17 protein-coding genes and 1 pseudogene are annotated in these 20,177 nt (G+C 65.1%); 8 read left to right on the forward strand and 10 right to left on the reverse strand.

Annotated features, from left to right (window positions below; translation table 11 throughout):
* Positions 1–124: 124 nt before the first annotated feature.
* On the reverse strand, positions 125–787 hold the full coding sequence (locus PCO31010_RS12455; RefSeq protein WP_150664520.1) for a LysE family translocator: 663 nt from the start codon (positions 785–787) through the stop codon (positions 125–127).
* 263 nt (positions 788–1,050) lie between these two features.
* Here PCO31010_RS12455 and PCO31010_RS26955 point away from each other — a divergent pair.
* Both PCO31010_RS26955 and PCO31010_RS12460 read left to right on the forward strand, forming a co-directional pair.
* Positions 1,051–1,200: pseudogene (locus PCO31010_RS26955) on the forward strand (LysR family transcriptional regulator); the annotation flags it as partial.
* 84 nt (positions 1,201–1,284) lie between these two features.
* Positions 1,285–1,986: a LysR substrate-binding domain-containing protein gene (locus PCO31010_RS12460; protein ID WP_246184591.1), complete on the forward strand. Its 702-nt coding sequence runs from the start codon at positions 1,285–1,287 to the stop codon at positions 1,984–1,986.
* Positions 1,987–2,018: 32 nt separating this feature from the next.
* Here PCO31010_RS12460 and PCO31010_RS12465 read toward each other — a convergent pair whose 3' ends face one another.
* The 6 genes from PCO31010_RS12465 to PCO31010_RS12490 all read right to left on the reverse strand — a co-directional run bounded on the left by PCO31010_RS12465 (position 2,019) and on the right by PCO31010_RS12490 (position 9,108).
* Positions 2,019–3,551 (reverse strand): MATE family efflux transporter, encoded by a 1,533-nt coding sequence (locus PCO31010_RS12465; RefSeq protein ID WP_150664522.1) that lies wholly within the window; start codon positions 3,549–3,551, stop codon positions 2,019–2,021.
* Positions 3,552–3,558: 7 nt separating this feature from the next.
* Entirely contained in the window at positions 3,559–4,590 is a 1,032-nt protein-coding gene (locus PCO31010_RS12470; RefSeq protein WP_150664523.1) for an alpha/beta hydrolase family protein, read from the reverse strand.
* A 291-nt stretch (positions 4,591–4,881) separates the two neighbouring features.
* Entirely contained in the window at positions 4,882–6,159 is a 1,278-nt protein-coding gene (locus PCO31010_RS12475) for an MFS transporter (RefSeq protein WP_150664524.1), read from the reverse strand.
* Entirely contained in the window at positions 6,156–7,355 is a 1,200-nt protein-coding gene (locus tag PCO31010_RS12480) for an amidohydrolase family protein (protein WP_150664525.1), read from the reverse strand. The genes PCO31010_RS12475 and PCO31010_RS12480 overlap by 4 nt, the downstream gene beginning before the upstream one ends.
* On the reverse strand, positions 7,352–8,863 hold the full coding sequence (locus PCO31010_RS12485; RefSeq protein ID WP_246184572.1) for a sodium:solute symporter family protein: 1,512 nt from the start codon (positions 8,861–8,863) through the stop codon (positions 7,352–7,354). The genes PCO31010_RS12480 and PCO31010_RS12485 overlap by 4 nt, the downstream gene beginning before the upstream one ends.
* Positions 8,860–9,108 (reverse strand): DUF3311 domain-containing protein, encoded by a 249-nt coding sequence (locus PCO31010_RS12490; protein WP_150664526.1) that lies wholly within the window; start codon positions 9,106–9,108, stop codon positions 8,860–8,862. The genes PCO31010_RS12485 and PCO31010_RS12490 overlap by 4 nt, the downstream gene beginning before the upstream one ends.
* 384 nt (positions 9,109–9,492) lie before the next feature.
* On the opposite strand from PCO31010_RS12490, the gene PCO31010_RS12495 reads away from it, so the two are divergent.
* The 4 genes from PCO31010_RS12495 (at position 9,493) to PCO31010_RS12510 (ending at position 15,822) form a co-directional block, all read left to right on the forward strand.
* On the forward strand, positions 9,493–10,311 hold the full coding sequence (locus PCO31010_RS12495; protein WP_246184573.1) for a GntR family transcriptional regulator: 819 nt from the start codon (positions 9,493–9,495) through the stop codon (positions 10,309–10,311).
* Between the two features lie 147 nt (positions 10,312–10,458).
* Complete coding sequence (locus tag PCO31010_RS12500) at positions 10,459–11,760, forward strand: UDP-N-acetylglucosamine 1-carboxyvinyltransferase (protein WP_150576086.1); 1,302 nt, start codon at positions 10,459–10,461, stop codon at positions 11,758–11,760.
* A gap of 448 nt (positions 11,761–12,208) precedes the next feature.
* The gene (locus PCO31010_RS12505; RefSeq protein WP_246184592.1) at positions 12,209–12,994 is read left to right on the forward strand and encodes a response regulator transcription factor; all 786 of its coding nucleotides are present in this window, start codon (positions 12,209–12,211) and stop codon (positions 12,992–12,994) included.
* Entirely contained in the window at positions 12,991–15,822 is a 2,832-nt protein-coding gene (locus tag PCO31010_RS12510) for a hybrid sensor histidine kinase/response regulator (RefSeq protein ID WP_150664528.1), read from the forward strand. The genes PCO31010_RS12505 and PCO31010_RS12510 overlap by 4 nt, the downstream gene beginning before the upstream one ends.
* A 109-nt stretch (positions 15,823–15,931) precedes the next feature.
* On the opposite strand, the gene PCO31010_RS12515 is transcribed toward PCO31010_RS12510, so the two are convergent.
* The 3 genes from PCO31010_RS12515 to PCO31010_RS12525 form a co-directional block, all read right to left on the reverse strand.
* Entirely contained in the window at positions 15,932–17,287 is a 1,356-nt protein-coding gene (locus PCO31010_RS12515; protein ID WP_246184574.1) for an MFS transporter, read from the reverse strand.
* Positions 17,288–17,368: 81 nt separating this feature from the next.
* Positions 17,369–18,022 (reverse strand): DUF4286 family protein, encoded by a 654-nt coding sequence (locus tag PCO31010_RS12520; RefSeq protein ID WP_150664529.1) that lies wholly within the window; start codon positions 18,020–18,022, stop codon positions 17,369–17,371.
* A 220-nt stretch (positions 18,023–18,242) separates the two neighbouring features.
* Positions 18,243–19,196: a LysR family transcriptional regulator gene (locus PCO31010_RS12525; RefSeq protein ID WP_039392975.1), complete on the reverse strand. Its 954-nt coding sequence runs from the start codon at positions 19,194–19,196 to the stop codon at positions 18,243–18,245.
* Positions 19,197–19,543: 347 nt separating this feature from the next.
* On the opposite strand from PCO31010_RS12525, the gene PCO31010_RS12530 reads away from it, so the two are divergent.
* Both PCO31010_RS12530 and PCO31010_RS12535 read left to right on the forward strand, forming a co-directional pair.
* Complete coding sequence (locus PCO31010_RS12530; RefSeq protein WP_150664530.1) at positions 19,544–19,756, forward strand: hypothetical protein; 213 nt, start codon at positions 19,544–19,546, stop codon at positions 19,754–19,756.
* A gap of 55 nt (positions 19,757–19,811) precedes the next feature.
* A complete protein-coding gene (locus PCO31010_RS12535; protein WP_150664531.1) occupies positions 19,812–20,174 on the forward strand; it encodes a hypothetical protein in 363 nt (120 codons plus the stop codon).
* Positions 20,175–20,177 lie beyond the last annotated feature (3 nt).

Raw genomic sequence — 20,177 nt, forward strand, 5'->3', positions numbered from 1 at the left:
CACTCCCTTCTCACTCTCACTTCTGCCAGTTTTCCGTCATTTTTTGGCCATTCCTGCGCCATTTTTATGGCATTCGGGGCGGAATCGTCCGAAAGCCGTTCCCGTTGCCCACCCCGCCCCGCCTTCAGCGACTCGCCATCGCCAGTAACCCGCCCAACGTCATCAGCGCGCCGCCGATGGTTCGTCTCACGAGATGCTGTCGCCGCACCATCGCCTCGCGCATCCATCCCGCCGAGAACCCCAGCGCCACCAGGCTGAACCACGCCCAATGCGCAAACGACATGAACGCCCCGTACGCGAGGCCGAGCGCCCAGCCCGTGCCCGGGTGAACGACCTGCGTGAAGGTGCTCACCACGAACAAGGTGCACTTCGGATTCAATGCGTTAGTGAAAAAGCCGGTGCGGAACGCCTGCAACGCCTCGCGCCAGCGGGCGGGGGCTGCGTCCCATGATTCCGGTGATGGTGACGAAGCTGAAGCGCCCTCCTCTTGCGTCACATCCACGACCGGCGACCGATCCCGCAACGTTCGCCACCCGATGTACACGAGATACGCCGCACCGATCCACTTGATCACCGTGAACAGCCACGGCACCTGAACGATCAGCAGCCCCACGCCCACCAACGTGTACGCCACGTGCACCTGCACGCCCGCCGCGATCCCCAACGCCGCCCATAACCCGGCGCGCCGACCATGACGCCAACTCTCGCGCGTCACCATCGCAAAATCCGCACCCGGACTGATCACCGCCAAGACCGTGATCGTCATTACCGCTATCAGCTCTTGCATGACTTTCTTTCACCTTTCTTATTTGTGCCCGAACTTCCCGTTCCGTACTCGGCGCCGCGCGGGACCAGGGCCCTATTCCGCCCCTCAGACATAGACCCAACTCGGTTCAGAACAGGGCCCTGGTCCCCCGCTCATCGCACCTTTTGCGTCTACGTTCTTATTTCGCCCATCCGAACCGCCGCTTCTCAGGCTGCATTCTCGCCATTTCCACCTCCGCGGAAAAACGATCAATTGGCCCGCCTATCCGTGATAATTTCTCACGTATGACGCGATCCGCACACCGCTCCCTTCCCCTGAACGCCCTTCAGGTCTTCGACGTCGCCGCCACCAAACTCAGCTTCGCCCGCGCCGCCGACCGACTCTTCGTCACCCACGGCGCGGTCAGCCGACAAATCCGTACCTTGGAACTCGCCCTCGGCCTCCCCCTCTTCGAACGCCGTAACCGCGCTGTCTTCCTGACCACCGCCGGAGAAAAACTCCACGCCACGACCCGGCAGATGTTCGAGCAACTCGCCACCACGGTCGCCTCGCTTCATCCCCCGTCGCCCTCGGACACGCTCGTCGTCTCCTGCGAACCCACCCTAGCCATGCGGTGGCTGATCCCCCGCCTCGCCTCGTTCTCGCAAGCCCACCCCGGCATCTCCCTTCACCTCCACTCGGCCGGTGGCCCGCTCGACTTCGAAAGCGCCGGTGTCGATGTCGCCATTCGACGCAACGACTTCTTCTGGGGACATTCGCTCATCGCCGAGCCGCTTGCCGACGAATGGATCGGCCCCGTCGGCCTCCCTTCGGCCTTCGACTCGCCACCGATTTCGCACCTCCACACGCGCACGCGCGCGCACGCTTGGCAGGACTGGCAGCGCGCCATGCGCGCCGCGTCGTCGCCCGAACGCCTGAAGCACTTGGAACGCTTCGAGACGAGCGCCAACCCGGCAACGCCGCCGTTCGAACACTTCTATCTGAGTCTGCAAGCCGCCGGTGCAGGCCTCGGGGCCGCCATCGGATCGGTCTACATGGTGTGCGACGAACTCAACGCCGGACGCCTCGTCGCCCCCGCAGGTTTCATCCGCGATGGCTCAGGCTACGTCGCACTCTCGCGCGAACCGTTTGCCGACAATCCGGCGAAGGCAACACTGCTGAACTGGCTGCGCACGGCGCTGACAGAATCCGCATCGCCTTGGGTCGCGAATGTGCAGTGACAAAGGGGAAGGCAAAGCGTGAGGGAGATTCTTCAGGCACGCGGTTCGTTCTGCGTGTTCTGCGTGTTCTGCGTGTTCTGCGTGTTCTGCGTGTTAGGGGACAAGGACGGCCCGGCCGTTGGCGAGGTCGGTGGAATGGGCACAGGCGCCGGTCCGGCAGCAGCCCCCGCCGCATCTTTGCTCTGCGCCACGGCAGGTGGCCCCTTGGGCAACATGCGCACACCGCGCCAATTGCCCCACTTGTAAAACGCGAGCGCCATCACGAGCGAGACACCGAACCCGAGCGGGAAGCTCCACCAGATCGCCTCCGCGCCCCACGTCTTTTGCATCTGCCACGCAAACGGCAGCCGGATCACCCACTGCGAAACGAACAGGATGACGAGCGGCGCTGCCACCGCCCCCGTCGCCCGCACCACGCCGAAGAGCACGATGGTCACGCCGAACAGCACGAACGACCACGCCACCACCGCATTGATATGCTGCGCGACGGAAATGGCGTAGCCGTCGTCCGGCAAGAACGCATTCATGAACTGACGGTTGAACAACAGAATCGCGATCACCAGCGTGCCGGTCATGACGAAGTTCAGACCGACGCCCACACGCCCGATCTTCGTCACACGATCCCACAAGCCCGCCCCTACGTTCTGCGCCGTCATGGACGACACCCCTGCACCGATCGCCAACGCGGGCATCTGCACGTACGTCCACAACTGCGATGCGACCCCGTAGGCCGCCGTGGTCTGCGATCCATAGCCGTTGACGAATCCCATCATGACCATCGCAGACGACGAGATCACCACCATCTGCAACCCCATCGGCAAACCCTTGACGACGATCAGCCGCAGCAACCCCATGTCGATCCGCAGATACTTCCAATCCTTGCGCGTGAGCCACAACGGATCGCGGCGCTTGTACAAGGTGTACATGAGCGCAGCAAGGCTCACGGTCTGCGCGATGAGCGTCGCGCCCGCCGACCCCGCAATGCCGAACGGCGGAATCGGCCCCCAGCCAAAGATGAGCAGCGGGTTGAGCGCGACGTCCAGCCCGGCGGACAACAGCATGAAACGGAACGGCGTGCGCGCATCGCCCGCCCCGCGTAATGCCATCATCACGAAGTTATAGAAGTACATCACCGGCAACGCCACGAAGATGATGCGCAGATACGCCACCGCAAACTCACGCGCATCGCTCGGCGTGCCCAGCACGCGCAGCAACTCCGGCGTGAAGATGTAGCCGAACACCGCCACGGCCGTGGACAGCAGGACGAAGAACGTCGCACTCGTGCCGACGATGCGCCGGGTCAGTTCGGGATTCTTCGCGCCGATGGACTGACCGATGAGGATGGTGTTGGCCATGCTGATGCCGAACACGACACCCAGCAGGAAGAACAGCAGGATGTTGGCGTTGGACGCCGCAGTGAGCGCCGACTCGCCAAGGTAATGGCCGATCCACATCGCATTGATCGACGCATTGAGCGATTGCAGCACGTTGCTGCCCAGCACCGGCAGCGAAAACCAGAACAGGGTCTTGCCGATGGGGCCGCGTGTGAGGTCCTGTTCCGCCATCGCCGTCTTACTTCGTGTCGAACTTCACGCCAGCTGCGGGCGCAGGCACGGCACACCGATGGCCGCGCACATTGTCGAGAAACCGCTCGATCAACGGCAGAATCTTCGCTTCGATATCGCCGTGTCCGTAACCGAAACCCGCGAAGTTGAAGTGCGTCGCGCCATCGACCACCGCCAGCCAGTGGCACCCGGGCGGCATGTCGGCGAAAGGCTCGGTGCGCGTCTGCCATTTGCCTTCGAGCGGATCGTCGCGCGTGCCCGTCACGAGCAGGGCAGGCTTGCGAACGTCATGCCACGCGCCCGCCGGAAAGATCGCGCCCTTACCCTGCGGCGACAGCGCGATGTAGGCGTCGAAGCGGTCGTCGCTGTCGAGCCCGAGCTTGTTCTTCGCACCCGCCTCGATCATGACGGTCACCGCGCCCATCGAATGTCCCGCCAGCACGGCAGGCCCTGCATGGCACTGATTACGCGCCCAGCGCAGCGCCGCCCCCGCATCTTCGAGACGGTCGTCATACGCTTCGGGGTCCGTAGTGAGGGCCAGCAATCCGTCGCGCAAACCGCCGTTGCGCACCCGGTCGCGCAGCGAATCGCGTCCGCTCTCCTGATGCGCCATCGTCACCGTCAGCCAGCCGTATTGCGAGAGCGCTCGCCCGAGCCACGACATCGCGTCGCGGTCGTCGCCCGCGCCGGGGCTCACCACCACAACGCCATTGCAGGCGACTTGGGGACGGAAGACATGGAGGTTGGCATACGCGCCGTCGCTGCGCATGACGCGCTGATCGACACCGGTCGCGGCGGATGCCGGGGTCGCGGTCACGGGTTTCGCCGATGCGGGGGATGCGGAGGATGCGGCGGACGGCGCAGGTGCGGCTTTCGCAGGCGTGGTCCCCGGAAAGACGGTGTCGGCAGCCAAAACGTGAGACGGCAACGCGACGAGCGACAATGCTGCGAACAGCGACGCGCCGACGCTGCAGGCACCGAGCGCGACGCGTAACGTCCCGAACGATCGTCCCACCGCCCTGCGCGACTTTCCGAGCATCCGTTCTCCCCTGGTTTCCGGCAGCACGCAGCCAACCTGGCCCAAGGGGCACTTGTCCCTGATCTTGCTAAGCTCGAACCACCGAGGGAACGGGTTAGGCCGGGAGCGACGGTCTCGCGACGAAGCTCCGCTGCGACATCACACGATGAGCCATCTTAGCGCGGATTGCGTAGGTGCTCGCATGATTTTTGCACCGCGCCTACCTGTCTCGCGTGCGCAACGCACGGGATGATTCCCGAACTCATCAATCGCTCATCGACGCCACCGCCGGAGCAAGTCTGGCATAGGGCGTCAGGCGCTTCGATGCCGTCCGACATGCCCGTCTCGCGACAGACCCAGCGCCGACGCGTAGCCCTGCGGATCGAAGCGCCACGTCAGTGCGATCAGCGCCACGTTGAGCACGATGAGACCGATCCACGACGGCATGAAGCTGCCGGTCGTCGCCATCACCGCACCCGATGCAAACGGGGCCACAGCCGCGATGCAAAAGCCCACGCCCTGCATGAACGCCGCGAGCGCAGCCGCATGACGCGGGTGCGCATGGTGATCGAGCGCCAGCACCAGTCCGAGCGAAAAGGTGCCCCCCAGTCCGAAGCCGATGCCGCCGATCCACCACCACGGCGCGGCGTCCGGTGCCACGACGAGCCCGGCGAGACCGGCCAGCGTCGCGGCCAGCGCGAGCGTCAGCCACCGGCGACGGTCGACATTGCGCCGCGCCAGCCACGGCAACATCAACGCCGCCACGACCTGACACGCCGTGAGTCCGGCGAGCAACGCGCCGCTTTGCGTCGCGCTCATGCCGCGCTGCTGATAAAACGGCGGCAGCCACGCGACCATCGTCGTGTAAGTACAGTTGATGAGACCGAAGTAGACGGCCAGCGTCCACGCACGATGCTTGCGCAACAGGTCGAGCATCGACGGCGGCTTGCCGGAAATGCCGGTCGTTGCGGCGCGGCACGCCGCACGCAGATCTTCGGCAGAAGCGGTCGTGTGCGCGGCCGGGGCGACGGCTTGGGCAACGGCATGCACCTTCAGCGGCGCGCGCCACCACGCCAGCGCCGCGACGCCGACGACCGCAAGCCACATACCTAACCCGACGCGCCAGTCGCCCGCCTCGGACGCCGCCCACGGACTCGCCGCCGCCCCGAGGCCACCACCCCCCATGAGCGCAGCGGAGTACAACCCCATCATCGACGTCATGCGCGCCGCACTGTAGTTCGCCTTCACGACGCCCGGCAGCAACGCCTGAATGATGGCGATGCCGATGCCCGACGCCAGCGCCGTCGCAATCATCGTCACGGTATCGTCGGCGAAAAAGCGCACGCCACAGGCAAGCGCTAGCGCCACCAGACCGAGCAAGACACCGCGACGCTCACCGAAGCGACGCGTCAGCCCGCTCGCCGCGAATGCGCCCGCGCCCATCGCCAGCACCGGCAGCGACGTGAGCAACGCCGCCACGGGATACGTCATCCCGGTCGCCTCGCGAATTTGCGGCAACAGCGGACTGATGGAGGTGAGCGTCGGTCGCAGCGTCAGCCCGACTGCGACGATGGCCAGCCAAAGCGTCATACCACCACGCCCTCGCTCACGACGACGTGACCGTTCGCCACCACCCAGCGACGCGGCGCACGCGTCACGATGGCCTGCGCCGCGTTCAGCGCATCGACCAGCACGAGGTCGGCGCGCGCCCCCACGTGCAGACCGTAATCGTCGAACCAGCACGCACGTGCGCCCTGATGCGTCACGCAATCGAGCGCGATGTCCAGTTCATCGTCGCGACGCAGGTTGTAGCGCAGCCCGATCATCATGGCGCGCTCCAGCATGTCGGGCGACCCGTACGGCGTCCACGTGTCGCGAATGCCGTCGTTGCCCCCGGCCAGCGTCACACCCGCACGACGGCACGCCATAAGCGGCGGCACGACGCGCGACGGCGGTGCCGTCGTGATGAGCGCCACCCCGGCATCGGCCAGACGCGCCAGCAATGCGTCGGCGCGCGCGGCGTCGAGTTCGCCCAGACAGAAAGCATGCGACACAACCACCTTGCCCTGCATGCCCAGCGCCACAATGCGCTCGAGCATCAACTCGAACGAGAACACGCCCATCTCGCCCGGCTCGTGCAGATGGATGTCCACCGGACAGCCATGCTTGTCGGCAAGCGCGAACATCGCGTCGAACGACGCCTTCGGGTCGCGGTCAATGGCGCACGGATCGAGCCAGCCGAGTACATCTGCCCCGCGCGCGAGCGACGCATCGAGCAATTCGACGGTGCCCTCGCGATCGAGCACGCCCGATTGCGGGAACGCCACGATCTGCATGTCGAGCGTGTCCGCCAGCGTCTCGCGTGTGACCAGCACGCCATCGAGATGACGCAGGCCTGCGTCGGTATCGATGTCGACGTGCGTGCGCAGCCGCGTGGTCCCTGCCGCGAGGAACGCACGACCGAGCGCGAGCGACGCCGCTGCGGCATCGTGGCCGCTCGCGGCACGCCACTGACGCTCGTTGTCGATGCGGTCGATGAGTCGCGAGCCGCATTCGTTCACGTACCAGGGCATGCCCCATGTTGTCTTGTCGAGGTGCGTGTGCGCCTCGACCAGTCCGGGCATCAGCAAAGCGCCGCGCGCGTCGATCCTGCGGGGGATGCCGTCAGTGCCGTCGACCGATGCAGGCAACGACGGCCCGATGGCCGCAATCTTGCCGTGCTCGACGCGCACATCCACCGACGTGCCGTCCAGCCCGCGCGCATTGCGAATTTCCAGTGTTGTCATACTTTCCTCAAGAGTCCTGCTTCGGCGTCGCTATCAACGCTGCTTCCGTCCACATTCCCGTCCACATTCTGCGAGCGAGTCAGCATGCTCACTGTGACGAACGTCACCGCGTTCACCGCCAGCGCCACCAGCCCCATGTTGATCGACGCCACGGTATCCGACGCGCCGGGCAACATACGCAGCGTGACGTCGAACCCGACGGCCGCCAGCAACACGAGCGCGCCCGCGCCGATCCCTGCAAACGCGCCATACTTATTGCCGAACGGACGCGGCAGCAAGCTCGCCACGAACGACGGGAACAACTGCGTGAGCAGGCTCGATGCAAACAGCGCCAGCGCCACGAACGTCGCACCGCCACGCAGCACGAAGAACACCGCCACCAGACCGAAGACCGGCAGCACGCGCTTGGCCAGTTTGCCGATCACCGCTTCGCTCGCCTGCGGCGCAAACCCGTCGCGATAGATGTTCTTGGCAATCAGCGTCGACGCATTGAGCAAGATCATCGAACCGGGCACCAGCGCGGTCAACACCCCCACCCCGCCGATCACGCCGACGAACCACGGCGAGAACGTCTGTTTGACGATGCGCAGCAACGCCAGATCCGAGTCCGCACCGGTCAGTCCAGGCACTTGCAGAATGGCCGCGAAACCCACGAAGAACATGAACGCGATGACCATCTGATACAGCGGCATCAGAATCGTATTCTTGCGCACGGCGCTTTCCGTCTTCGCGGCATACACCGACGTGAAGACGTACGGATACAGGTAGTAGCCGAGCGACGTGAGCAGAATCGTCGAGTTGTACCAGGACAGCGTCAGCCCGCTCGTGGGCATTTGCAGGAAGCCCGGACGCGCCGCCTCGATGCGGTCGAACATCTCGCCGAAACCGCCGAAGTAATGCAGCGGCAGATAGATGCCCAGGAAGATCGCGATCACGAGGATCAGGATGTCCTTGTAAATCGCAATGCTCGCCGAGCCATGAATGCCCGACACGGTAATGTAGACCACCATCGCAATCGCACCGCACCAGATCGCCACGGCCGGAGGAATCGTGCCGTACGACGCTTCGGACACGATGATGCCCAGCCCGCGCAACTGAATGATGAGCAACGCGCTCATGCCCAGCACGGCCACCAGCGACACCACAACGCCCAGCGCCCGCGACCGGTACGCCGTGGCGAAGAAGTCGGAGAACGACACGCAGTTGTGCTTCGTCGCGTGACGCCACGCCGCGGGCAACATCCAGTAGCCGAGCAGGTACGCGAGCGCCCCGTAAGCGAGGATGTAGAACGCGGGCGGTCCCTTGCTGTACGCCCAGCCGCTCGCGCCCAGAAACGTGAAGGTCGAGAAGGCCTCACCGGCCATCAGCAGGAACACGAGCAGCGTGCCGAAGCCCCGGCCGCCCACCGCCCATTGTTCGAGGCTCATCGTGCGCCCGCGACGCGCGCGCAGCCCCACGAAAAGCGCAAAGGCCAGAAACGCCGCGATGACGGCAAGTGCGGCGTTCATGATGCGGCTCCGTCGTGGTCGCGGCGCTCGCTCGCGACTTGTTGTGCTGTGCGCTGGGCCGCATCGCGCGAACCGTCGAAGCGGAACATCACGAGCATGATCACCGACGTGAGCAACAGCCACACGATGTTCCACGTCATCAGAAAAGGTAGCCCGGCCAGCCGGGTGCCCACGTGTTCGGCGAGCCAGCCGCCGCTGTAAAAGGCCGCGATAGGAAGCGCGGCCAGGCAATGTACAGGTTTCATGATGTCTCCAGACCCAAAGGATTCATAAGGCAGCCGCTCGTTTGCAATCCCGGCGGCCTGATGCGTTCGGTGGCTTTGCCCATGTCGTCGACGTCGCGGGGAATGGCACATCGCGAAAATTTGCCATATCATCAACCAAACATCGATAAATGGTTAACCATTTTTGTTGACCATTATCGGTAACGATTTGCCGAAATGCAAGGTCGCGTGGCGCGCAGAGGCCAAACCTAGGGTTTTCCGGGAAATGGGCATCGTGGGAAGGTTGGTGTCGGATGGGTGTCGATCGGCGATGTCACGCCATATCGGATGGCCCGGGGCGGCAGGTACAATTCGCCCCACGCCCGCGCACTTTGATGTGAAGGGCCAAATTTCAGGAGATCAGGCTTGAGCCGCACCGCAGCACCGCCCTCGTTCACCGCCGCGTCTGACAACGCCCCTCGCGTTCAGGCCGCCCCCATCACGGAGCCGGACCCGGCAGCGGTCGACGTCGAGGGAGATGGCGCGCCGGGCAGCGCAGGTCAGCAGATCGAGGCCCGCGTGTACGCCGCGATTTCGCAGGCGTTGCTCTCGGGCAAGCTCCGGCCGGGGATGCCGCTGCGCGAACGCAATCTGGCGCAGGCGCTCGATTGCACACGCGGCGCAGTGCGTAAGGTGCTCGCGCGACTCGGCTTCGAGGGCAAGCTGGTGCTCGAACCGAATCGCGGTGCGTTCGTGCCGCAACCCTCGCTCGACGACATCCGCCAGACCTACCGGGCGCGACGCGTTCTGGAAACCGGTGTGATTGCGAGCATCTGCGGGCGCTTGAACGACGCGCAGCTCGCGGTGCTCGACGCCCACGTCGAGACCGAAGCGCGCTCGCACGCCGACGGCACGCATGAGCGCTCGATCCGTCTCGCGGGCGAGTTTCATCTGAAGTTGATCGGCATGGCCGACAGCGCGGAACTCGATGCCTTCGCGCATCAGCTCGTCGCCAAGACGGAGCTATACAAGGCGCTGTATGACCCGGCGGAATTCATGCATTGCGCGCCCACCGAACACGCGCAGCTCGTGAGCCAACTGCGTGACGGCGAGACGCAGGCGGCCATCTCGCTGGCCACCGCGCACCTCGACGAACTCGAAGCGCGGGTGCTGACGCGGGCTGCGGCCGCCGAGACGCCGGACTTCCGTGCGATCTTCGCCGAGGCGTTCGCGGGCGAGGCATGACCCGACATCACACCACGTGTGCGAGTGTTGCATGAGACGGATGCCCAAATCGGAGTATATTGCGCCTGATCGCGACGGGCCTGCGGCCCGCCAGCCACTTTCGCCCCCCGCTCGAACGTATTAAGGCACCAAGCCCGAAGGAAGCCCATGTCCCATCTGGTAGTCCACGGCGGCCAGCCGCTACGCGGCCGCATCACGCCCTCCGCCAACAAGAATGCCGTTCTCCCGGTGCTGTGCGCCACGCTGCTGACCGACCAGCCCGTGCGCCTGATCGGGGTGCCCGAGATCACCGATGTTCGCAAGATTCTCGACATCTTCCGTCAGCTCGGCAGCGACGTGAGCGTCGATTTCGACGCGGGCATTCTCGACGTCCACCATCTGAATACGAAGTTCGATCCGCGCACCGACCATCTGCCCGAAGAGATGCGCTCGTCGATCATGCTCGTGCCGCCGCTGCTCGCGCGTTTCGGCGTCGCGCGCATCGAGGACAACATCAAGGGCTGCACGCTTGGCGTGCGCGAGATCGATCCGCACATCGAAGTGCTGCGCCATTTCGGCGGACGTGTCGAGCGCACCGCCGGCTCGCTGCTGATTCACGCCGACGAGGCCCGCCCGGCGATCCATCACTGGCTCGACTACGCCTCGGTGACGACCACCGAGAACTTCGTGCTGTGCGCCGCCACCGCGAAGGGTCGCTCGCAACTGAACAACGCCGCGTCCGAGCCGCACGTGCAGGAGTTCTGCCGCTTCATGCAGATGCTGGGCGTGCCCATCGAAGGCGTCGGTACGTCACAGTTGGCGATTGAAGGCGTCGAGCGCTTCGGCGGCGGCGAATTCCGCTTCGCCGAGGACTTCCACGAAATCACCACGTTCCTCGCGCTCGGCGCAATCACCGGCGGTGAGATCACGGTCAAGAACACGGCCCCCGATCAGTTCCCGCTGATCGACCGCACGTTTGCGAAGTTCGGCATCAAGGTCGAGCACCGCGACGGCTGGTCGACGGCCACGGCGCAGGGCAAGCTCAAGGTGCAGGCCCCGTTCACGCAGAACATTCTGACGAAGGTGGAAGCGGCCCCGTGGCCGTACTTCCCGGTGGATCTGCTGCCGATCTTCATCGCACTGGGCGTGAAGGCCGAAGGCAGCGCGATGTTCTGGAACAAGGTCTACGACGGCGCGATGGGCTGGTCGACGGAGCTGTCGAAGTTCGGCGCGCACGTGTTCCAGTCGGATCCGCACCGGCTGATCACGTTCGGTGGCGTGCCGCTGTCGCCTGCCGTCGTGGAAAGCCCGTACATCATTCGCGTGGCGATTGCCTTGCTGATGGTGGCCGCGAGCATCGACGGTCAGTCGACCATCAAGAACGCTCAGCCGATCCGCCGCGCCCACCCGCGCTTCGTCGAGAATCTGTGCTCGGTCGGCGCGAACGTGGTCTGGACGGCACCCGAGTAAGACTCTCCGACGTGCACCGGCGCCCCCCCGGGGGGGCCGGGCTCGCCCTGCGGCACACGCCAGCGGCAGACGACCCCCCGATCACCTACACGCCGGTCGTCCGCCGCTGCGAACCCGACGGTTGACCTTACCTGAGCCGGTACGGCGCGCCATGACTTCACCTTTGCCCGACGGCATCTCTCGTTTGCCCGGTGGAAATTTATTTCCCGCGCGCCGATATTCGCCCCGGATCGGTGCGGCGCATCCAGACGAATGTGAAAGAATGGCGAGCATCATGAGCGATCGTCACCTGCCCCCGCAGTCGCCTGCCACGCCAGCCACGTCCGCCACGCCTGCTGCTGTGGCGACGGCAGCCCCGCGTCAGAGCGGCGCATGGCCTGCGTCGCCGCATGCCCGTCAGTTGTCGGGCGTGCGAGTGCTCGTCGTCGACGACAATCAGGAAGACCGCATGCTGCTGATGGACTTCCTCAGCCAGCAAGGCTGCCGGGTCTACATCGCACAAGACGGGCGCGACGGGTACACCAAAGCGCGCACCGTGCAGCCCGATCTGATCCTCATGGACATCCGCATGCCGGTTTGCGATGGCCTCGGCGCGTGCCGCCTGCTCAAGGCCGACCCTGGCACCCGCCACATCCCGCTCATCTTTCTGACGGCCGCCGCCTTGCCCGGCGAGCGCGTCGCAGGCCTGTCGGCCGGTGCGGTCGATTACGTCACCAAACCGTACGACTTCGAAGAGGTCCGGCTGCGTCTGTCGATCCATCTGAAGACGACACCGTCCACGCCTGCCCACGGCGCAGCGCCGACAGCCAACGTCACGACCGCAGCCGACACCGACAAACACGCACCGCTCCCCGTGCAGGCCCACACGCTCGACGCCGTGCTGTTTCGTGCCACGCGTGCGCTGCTGCTCGACCAGCTCGGCACGACGCCCGAGCTGGCCGGTTTGGCAAGCGCAGTCGGCACGAACACACGCCGTCTCAATCTCGCGTTCCGCCGCTGTGTCGGCGTGACGGTGTTCGACTTCCTGCGCGAAGAACGCATGAAGGAGGCGCGACGCCTGCTCTCCGAGACGTCGCTGGACGTGCAGGACATTGCGAGCGCCGTGGGTTTCGCCAGCGCCGCCAACTTCGCCACGGCCTTCCGCGAACGCTTCGGCATGCCGCCCAGCGGGTTCCGCGAACAGGGCGCACAGACGTATATCGCACCCGACAATTCGGGATCGACGCAGGCATGAGCACTGCCCCATCGGACTTAACGGCGCACGCGACGCGCCGGGCCTCCTCGCCTCGTTCTCTCTGGCTGACGCGCTTCGCGCTCACGTTCATTGCGCTCGTCGCGCTGGTCGTGACGTTCTGCCTGCCGGGCACGGCGACCGCTACTACCGCCACCACCGCCACTACAGCCACGACGGCCACCAACGTCGCACCTGCCGCCGTTCAGCCCGCCCCGAGCTTCATCGATCTCGCCGACGCGCCATCCCCCCTCAAGCTCGACAGGCAGCTACGCCTGCTCGAAGACCCGACCCGGCGCCTCGATGCCACCCAGGCACTCGCCGCACCCGGCTGGCGCAACGTCGTGCCAAACATGCTCAATGCGGGCTACAGCCGCTCGGCGTTCTGGCTCACGGGTAACGTCTCGAATCCGAGTAACGAACCCGTCACGCGGTGGTTAAGCGTCGGCATCGTGCGTCTGGAGGATGTGCGCTTCTACGCGATGCCGTTCGGTGCAACACAGCCAGCCGACATATGGCGCGCCGGACACACCGTGCCGCTCGACCAGCACCCTATCGTGTCCGAGACGTCGGTCTTCCCCGTCACGCTCCTTCCGGGGGAAAGGCTCACGTTCCTCTTGCGTGTGGAGACACGCTCGTCGGTGAGCATCGTGCCGCAGTTCTGGCAGCCGGACGACTTCCGTCAGTCCGAATCGCGCAACGCCATGATCGCCATGTTGCTCGCCGGTTCGATGCTCTCCATCGCGCTCTATGCGTTCGTACTGGGCATCGCCCGCCGCGATCCGGTGTTCGTGCTGCTCGCGCTCACGACCATCACGCAGGTGGCGCAGGACATGGCGTTCCAGGGCTTCCTGTATCGCTACTTCCTGCCGCAGGGCGGCGAGTTCATCGTGCGCGCGCCGAGCTTCTTCTCGACGCTGACCGCTGGCGTGTTCAGCGCGATGCTGATGATCTTCACCGGCCTTGAGCGAGTCACCCTGTGGCGCTGGGTCTATCGCGCAATGATCGGCCTCATGGGCTTTATGGCGCTGTGGGTGCTGTTCGGCGATCACCGTGTGGCCGCCTTCACGCATCTGCAACTGCTCACCGTCTTCAACGTGATCTGGGTCGTCTCGCTGGCCGACGGCTGGCGACGCGGGTTCAAGAACGCACGCCTGAGCCTGCTCTCGTTCTCGCCTGGTTGTCTCGTGCTGTTCTGGCGGCTCGCGATCGTCAACGGCCTGCTGCCGGAGGACTGGCTCGCCAACACTGCGATGGCATGGAGCACCAATTTCTCCGTGCTGCTGATGCTGACCATCATCGTGGCCGGACGCTCGCGCGAACTCGTGCGCGAACAACGTGCTGCACAGCGCGAGGTGCTGCAAACGCGCCGCGAAGAACAAGCGCGGCTGGCCAATGCCGTCAACACCCGCACGCGCGAACTGCAAGCCGCCCTCATCGCCGCCGACGAAGCCAACAGCGCAAAGAGCGATTTCCTTGCGCGCATCAGCCACGATCTGCGCACGCCGCTCACATCGATCATCGGCTTTGCCGATCTGGTGCAATCGGGCGGACGCGAAGACGCCGACCGCGGCCGCATCATCCGTCGCAGCGCGCATCACATGCTCGCGATGGTCAACGACCTGATCGAATACGCGGGCGGTGGCGCAGCCGACGCGCTGCACGTCGCCCCCGTCTACACGCACGCGTTCGTCGACGGCATGGCGCACGAAGGCATGAGCCTCGCACGCAAGCACGACAACGCCTTCCTGCTCGACGTACGTGCGCCGCTTCCGCCGCTGTTGGCCTTCGACGCCAAGCGAGTGCGTCAGGTGCTCGGCAATCTGCTCGACAACGCGGCGAAGTACACCTCGGACGGCACGATCACGTTGTCGCTGTCCGCCACCCCCGACGCAACACGCGCGGACATCGTGCATGTGAGCTTCGGCGTAGAGGACTCCGGCTGTGGCATTGCAAAGGACGACCTGCCGCGTGTGTTCGAACCGTTCGCCCGGCTCGACCGCGCGCGGCGTCTGCCCGGCGTGGGGCTGGGACTCGCCATCGTCAGGCAATGGATCGAGCGCATGGACGGCACTATCGTGATCGACAGCCAGCCTGATGTCGGCACGAAGGTGACGTTCACCTTACCGCTGCGCGTGGCGCGCGAAGCGGATCTCGTGCCGCAATCGTTCGCGGGCGCCACGCACGCCTTGCCGTCGCTCGACGGCACGGGGTATCACATCTGGCTCGCCGAAGACTCCCCCGAAATCCGCCAATTCCTGCATGACGAACTGGCCAGTCTGAGCTTTACCGTGAGCACCTTCGGCGACGGCGTGGCGCTCATCGCCGCGCTGGGCAATCCCAAAGCGCCGCAGCCGGACCTCGTGCTGACGGACCACATGATGCCCAACGCCGACGGACTGGCGGTGGCACGCGCCGCGCGCCGTCGCTGGCCCGATGTGCCTGTGCTGGCTGTCTCCGCGTCGCCGCAGGTCGTTGCGGGCGCAGGCAGCGAGGGGGACGGTAGCGAGCACGGCTATGACGCGTGTCTGCTCAAGCCCGTCGAACTGGCGGACCTGCGCAACACGCTGGCGCGTCTGCTCGACCTGCAACGTGACGAGGTACCGGCGAGCGAAGTGGAACAGGAGCGTGCCATGGTGCGTCCGCCGCGCGAGCGGCTGGTGGAAGCCCGTCAGCTGATCGCGATGGGGGCGATTACCGATCTGATGGACTGGTCGCGCGATCTCAGCACACAGGCCCCGCAGTACGACGTCTTCGCTCGTCACGTCCATCAACTCGCGCAACGTGGCGATCTCGCCAGTCTCACGGAGTTGTGCGCGCCGACGCAGTGACGCCGACGCAGTGAAGCAGCGCGTTGCCGATAACGACGCCGCATGAAGACGCCCCAAACGACAACGGCACGCCCGAGAGCGTGCCGTCGATTATCCGATGTCGGTTACATCAGTCGCGAAGCGGCTTGTGGGCCGTCTCCTTCGCCGCGAACAACGCGATGGCCGTGATGGCGAGCGCCGCCGTCACGTACAGCGACACCGACAGCGTCGTGCCGTATTCCTTGTAGAGCGTCACGATGATCAGCGGCGCAAAGCCACCGCCGAGAATGCCCGCCAGCGTGTAAGCCAGCGACGACCCGGCGTAGCGCACGCGTGTCGGGAACTGCTCTGTGACGAACGCCGCCTGCGGGCCGTACATGATCGCGTGGATCACAAGACCGATCACCACGGACAGCACGATCAGCGCCGGGCTCGACGTGTCGAGCAACACGAAGAAACCATAGGCCCAGACCACTGCGCACAGCACGCCAAAGCCATACACCGGGCGGCGGCCCAGCTTGTCGGAAAGCGCGCCGAATAGCGGCACCGTCAGCGCATTGAACGCGGTGCCGACGAGCACCGCCGTGAGCGCCAGCGGTCGCGACAGGTGCAGCGTGCCGGTCACATACGTCAGCGTAAAGACGACCATCAACGCATAGAGCACGTCCGAGCCGATACGCGAGCCGCCCGCGACCAGCAGGTTGCGCCAGTGCTTACGGAAGACGTCCGCAATCGGCATTTCCGCCTGACGGTCCGAATGCTGCATCTCTTCGAACATCGGCGTTTCTTCCACGCCGCGACGCACCCACAGGCCGAACGCCACCAGCACGAGGCTCAGCAGGAACGGCATGCGCCAGCCCCAGGCGAGGAACTCGTCCGGCGAAATCGACAGCGTGATGAGCGCAATCAGACCGGTCGCGAGCAGCGTGCCGAACGACGGCCCGACCTGCGTCCACGAGGCATTCAACCCGCGCTTGCGCTGATCGCCATGCTCGACCGAGAGCAGCACCGCACCGGCCCATTCGCCGCCCAGCGCCACGCCCTGCACGAAACGCAATGCGACGAGCAGCACCGGGCTCCAGATGCCGATCGAGGCATAGGTCGGCAGCAGGCCCATCAGGCCCGTGGTCAGGCCCATAACGACGAGTGTTAGCACCAGTACGGCACGTCGTCCGATCTTGTCGCCGAGGTTGCCGAACACGAAGCCGCCCAGCGGGCGCGAGACGTAGCCGACGGCGTACGTCGACAAGGCGAGGATGGTGCCCGCGAGCGGGTCCATCGAGGGGAAGAACAGATGGTTGAAGACGAGTGCGGCAAGCGTGTTGTAGACCGTGAAGTCGTACCACTCAAGCGTGGTGCCGACCATGCTGGCCGTCGCCAGCCTGCCCTTGTTCGCGCCTTGTTTGGCGGGCGCGGCAGCGGCACCTGATGCGGTGCCGGTGTCCGGTGTGTTCCGGGAGTCCCGCGTGTTCGAATACGTTGTCATGAATGTCTCCGGGGGTGCGCGGGATCAGCCGGGCAGGCCGACCCCGTGAGTAGGGGAGCAAAGGGAACGAAGAACGCGACGTCAGTCGTCGTTGGCACCGAGACGCCACAGCATGGCGAAGCGGGTCACGTCGGTTGCGGGCAGGCCGTAACTCGCCGCCAGCGTTTCGGCGGCGATACGGACGGCGTCCGGATCGGTGCCTTCGATGAGCACGACGGCGTCGGCCGGCGGCAGTGCGGCGTCCTTCGCCGTGAGCGACACGGAGAGCGTGGGCACGGTGACCTGAAGCGTGGCGCGCACGATGGCGTCGCCCTGCGCGATTTCGGTGAGTTGGGCGTCAAGACGCGGGCGCGCCTGCGCCACGGCCGCTTCCGTCAGCACGAAAGCAGCGAGCATGCCGCCCTGACCTTCACCGGCCTCTACATCGAGCGTGCCGACGCGGCGTTGCGTGCCCTGCATGCGCGCAAAGTTGCGCAGCGACCATTCCGTCTGATGATTGAAGGCCTGCGCATACGGCTCGCTGGTGAACACGCCAGCGTCCTGTGTGCAGTACAGCGCGAGGTAAGGACGTGCGCTGTCATGCAGCGCCTTGAAGCGTCGGGCGAACTGGAAGCCCGGAATCGCGACGCGCTCCTGCATGTGTTCGCGGTCGTACCAGCGGTTGAAATCGGTTTCGAAGGCCGGATCGATATTCGTCCAGATACAGAGTTGGGCGCGCGGGGTGGTCACAGTCATGAGGCATCCATCGGTGTCGACAATCGGGGGCCGGCCGGGGTGCGCCGCTAAGCAGCATCAGCACGCATGAGGCCGACCGTCCATTTGAGTGTGCAAAACGATGGATGGGAGCGTCCAACAAGAAATCAAATTCGCGGCGACAGCAAATTCTTATGACCGGCCCCAAACCCTTGCCGGGCGGGGCCTTCGTGCGGCGTTTCGCTGTTTCGTGCCGGGTGGCTCAGGCGTCGGTCGCGCCCCATGCCGGGGCGGTCATGGCAGCGGCGGGGGGAATCGCGATATCCGGCCCCATGTTCAGGGCGAACTCGCTGGCCGTGCGCTGCGCCAGACGCGCCACGTTCTCGGCGAGCAGCGCGCCCGTGCGGAACGAGCCGACCAGCGGCAGATTGGGAAAGTTGGCGTTCACACGCAGCAAATGCAGGCTGTGCTCACCCAGTTCGCGCTGGATGATGGCGGGCGGCAGCATCGCCACCCCGAACCCGTCGGCCACCAGCCGGATGATTGCCGCGACCGACGTCATGCAGTTCACCCGCACCGGCCGTTCGGCGGCGACCGAGAACATGCGCTCCAGCGTCTTGTGCGGCCCGGAATTGCGCGAAAAGCTCACCAACGGATACGCGGCCAGGTCGGCCACGTCGAGCGTTTCGCCCTCCAGATTGAGCTTGGGGCTCGCGACCCAGCGCATCGGGAATTCGGCCAACGGAAGGTTTTCGACGCCAGCACCGTGTTGCATGTCCGTCTGCAATACGAGATCGAGCGTGCCCGCCTCAAGCTGCTTGCACAGATTGATGGTCGTCTCGCTCGTGACCTCGATTTCGAGTTGCGGATATTCACGGTGAATTCGCGCCGCCAGATCCGGAAACCAGCTGTGCACGATGGACTCGACGACGCCGATTTTGAGCACGCCCGGCGGCATGTCCGGATCGCTCAGTTCTCGCTTCATCTCTTGCCCGAGCATGACGATGCGCTCGGCATACGCCAACGCTTTCTGGCCTGCGGCCGTGAGCGTGACCTCGCGCGCGCTCCGGTCGAACAGGCGCACGCCGAAACTCTGTTCCAGCGATGCAATCCGGCTCGACACCCCCGCCTGCGTCGTGTGCAGACGTTCGGCCGTCAGCCGGAAATTACGCAGCTTGGCGAGCCAGACGAAGGTTTCGAGAAAACGCAGATTCATGCGGCATAGGAACGCAGACGTGATGACTTGTCTACGCAGAAGTCTTGGGGAAATGCGCATTTTAGCGGGAACACAAAAGACGTCGCCCGCCACATTCCACCCATGAAACACGAATCACGTTCGGCATCCCTCGCCCACATCCGCCGCCACCCCACGGGCCACTGTTACGGCAGCGCGTTCCTGCCGTGTTTCGTTTCCGTAACGTTTTTTGATATCGGCGCGCGCCGCGTTCGCCCACACTCCTTACAAATCAAGCAGTTAATGGCTTCAAGAGAATTGGCACGGGATTTGCTGAGTATTTTGCAACGGCCCGTCGAGGCCGGAGGGCCAAATCTCTGGAGACTGTCATGTCAAGCGCCCATTTCCGCCGACCGCATCCGACAGTGGAACTCGCGCGTTGCGTGTTCCGGCAGCATTACATCCGCATCATGCAGGCTGAGAATCCCGGCAGCTATGCGGTGCTGGTCGACATCTGGCCGATGGACGGCCGGACGTATTCGAGCATCGATCAGGCCAAGCATGCGGCCATGCTGTTTATCCGCAATATGGAAAACGACTGAGTCCACGTAAGTGATTCCGCGCCAGCGGCCCTGGCGCGGCCAACGAGACGAGACCATGAAACATCACCACACCCGTCACAGCGCCGCCGAGCGGCACGCCCTGGCTACCATGCCGTCCTCGGCCCATTCGTCCGCCCGTGCACGCCAGCCGGTCGTCCTCGATCCGGCAGGCGATCCGTACGCCCGCATTGCGGTCGAAGCCTACGCCGAGGCCTGCGCGCAGGATCAGCCCTGGCTGGCCGAAGCGCTGCAACGGCAATATCAGTTGGCAGGCGGCACGCCGTCGAGCGCCGCAGCGATCTGGCGCACGTTCCACGAAGCGCAACAACTGGCGCGCGACGGTAACAATTATGACGAAGCGGCCTGGACGCACGTGGCGCTCCATTTGTGCGGCGTTCTCGGCGCGATGAATCTGTAATTG

This window comes from Pandoraea commovens, assembly GCF_902459615.1.
In the GTDB taxonomy this organism is placed as follows: Bacteria; Pseudomonadota; Gammaproteobacteria; order Burkholderiales; family Burkholderiaceae; genus Pandoraea; species Pandoraea commovens.

What these genes read in the sequence shown, in the direction of transcription:
- PCO31010_RS12455 (WP_150664520.1), bottom strand. Translation starts at nt 787, where the DNA reads ATGCAAGAGCTGATAGCGGTAATGACGATCACGGTCTTGGCGGTGATC.
- PCO31010_RS12460 (WP_246184591.1), top strand. Translation starts at nt 1,285, where the DNA reads ATGTTCGAGCAACTCGCCACCACGGTCGCCTCGCTTCATCCCCCGTCG.
- PCO31010_RS12465 (WP_150664522.1), bottom strand. Translation starts at nt 3,551, where the DNA reads ATGGCGGAACAGGACCTCACACGCGGCCCCATCGGCAAGACCCTGTTC.
- PCO31010_RS12470 (WP_150664523.1), bottom strand. Translation starts at nt 4,590, where the DNA reads ATGCTCGGAAAGTCGCGCAGGGCGGTGGGACGATCGTTCGGGACGTTA.
- PCO31010_RS12475 (WP_150664524.1), bottom strand. Translation starts at nt 6,159, where the DNA reads ATGACGCTTTGGCTGGCCATCGTCGCAGTCGGGCTGACGCTGCGACCG.
- PCO31010_RS12480 (WP_150664525.1), bottom strand. Translation starts at nt 7,355, where the DNA reads ATGACAACACTGGAAATTCGCAATGCGCGCGGGCTGGACGGCACGTCG.
- PCO31010_RS12485 (WP_246184572.1), bottom strand. Translation starts at nt 8,863, where the DNA reads ATGAACGCCGCACTTGCCGTCATCGCGGCGTTTCTGGCCTTTGCGCTT.
- PCO31010_RS12490 (WP_150664526.1), bottom strand. Translation starts at nt 9,108, where the DNA reads ATGAAACCTGTACATTGCCTGGCCGCGCTTCCTATCGCGGCCTTTTAC.
- PCO31010_RS12500 (WP_150576086.1), top strand. Translation starts at nt 10,459, where the DNA reads ATGTCCCATCTGGTAGTCCACGGCGGCCAGCCGCTACGCGGCCGCATC.
- PCO31010_RS12505 (WP_246184592.1), top strand. Translation starts at nt 12,209, where the DNA reads ATGCTGCTGATGGACTTCCTCAGCCAGCAAGGCTGCCGGGTCTACATC.
- PCO31010_RS12510 (WP_150664528.1), top strand. Translation starts at nt 12,991, where the DNA reads ATGAGCACTGCCCCATCGGACTTAACGGCGCACGCGACGCGCCGGGCC.
- PCO31010_RS12515 (WP_246184574.1), bottom strand. Translation starts at nt 17,287, where the DNA reads ATGACAACGTATTCGAACACGCGGGACTCCCGGAACACACCGGACACC.
- PCO31010_RS12520 (WP_150664529.1), bottom strand. Translation starts at nt 18,022, where the DNA reads ATGACTGTGACCACCCCGCGCGCCCAACTCTGTATCTGGACGAATATC.
- PCO31010_RS12525 (WP_039392975.1), bottom strand. Translation starts at nt 19,196, where the DNA reads ATGAATCTGCGTTTTCTCGAAACCTTCGTCTGGCTCGCCAAGCTGCGT.
- PCO31010_RS12530 (WP_150664530.1), top strand. Translation starts at nt 19,544, where the DNA reads ATGTCAAGCGCCCATTTCCGCCGACCGCATCCGACAGTGGAACTCGCG.
- PCO31010_RS12535 (WP_150664531.1), top strand. Translation starts at nt 19,812, where the DNA reads ATGAAACATCACCACACCCGTCACAGCGCCGCCGAGCGGCACGCCCTG.